Raw genomic sequence first — 214 nt, forward strand, 5'->3', positions numbered from 1 at the left:
GCACTTTGTAAATAAGCGCTTCGTTATTGCACCTTCAACGCCGGTGCCGCGTACTTTTGATGCGGCATTGGCAGGTGCTTTCCTAGTGTTTCATGAAGCTACGCATGAAATCCGCCGCTATTTCCGTGCAGATGAAATTCCAACCTTCTCACACCGGACGGATGTTGAGAAGCTGGTTCAGACATATCTGAACGATGACGCGAAGCGTTTAAGC

The 214-nt window shown here is 49.1% G+C and carries 1 protein-coding gene; it reads left to right on the forward strand.

All coding sequences use genetic code 11. The features are described 5' to 3' along the window. The coding region (locus KB213_RS12625; protein WP_211683612.1) for a glycosyltransferase family protein at positions 1 to 214 on the forward strand (214 nt) is incomplete at both ends.

The sequence above is a fragment of the Neokomagataea anthophila genome (assembly GCF_018122595.1).
GTDB lineage: Bacteria > Pseudomonadota > Alphaproteobacteria > Acetobacterales > Acetobacteraceae > Gluconobacter > Gluconobacter anthophilus.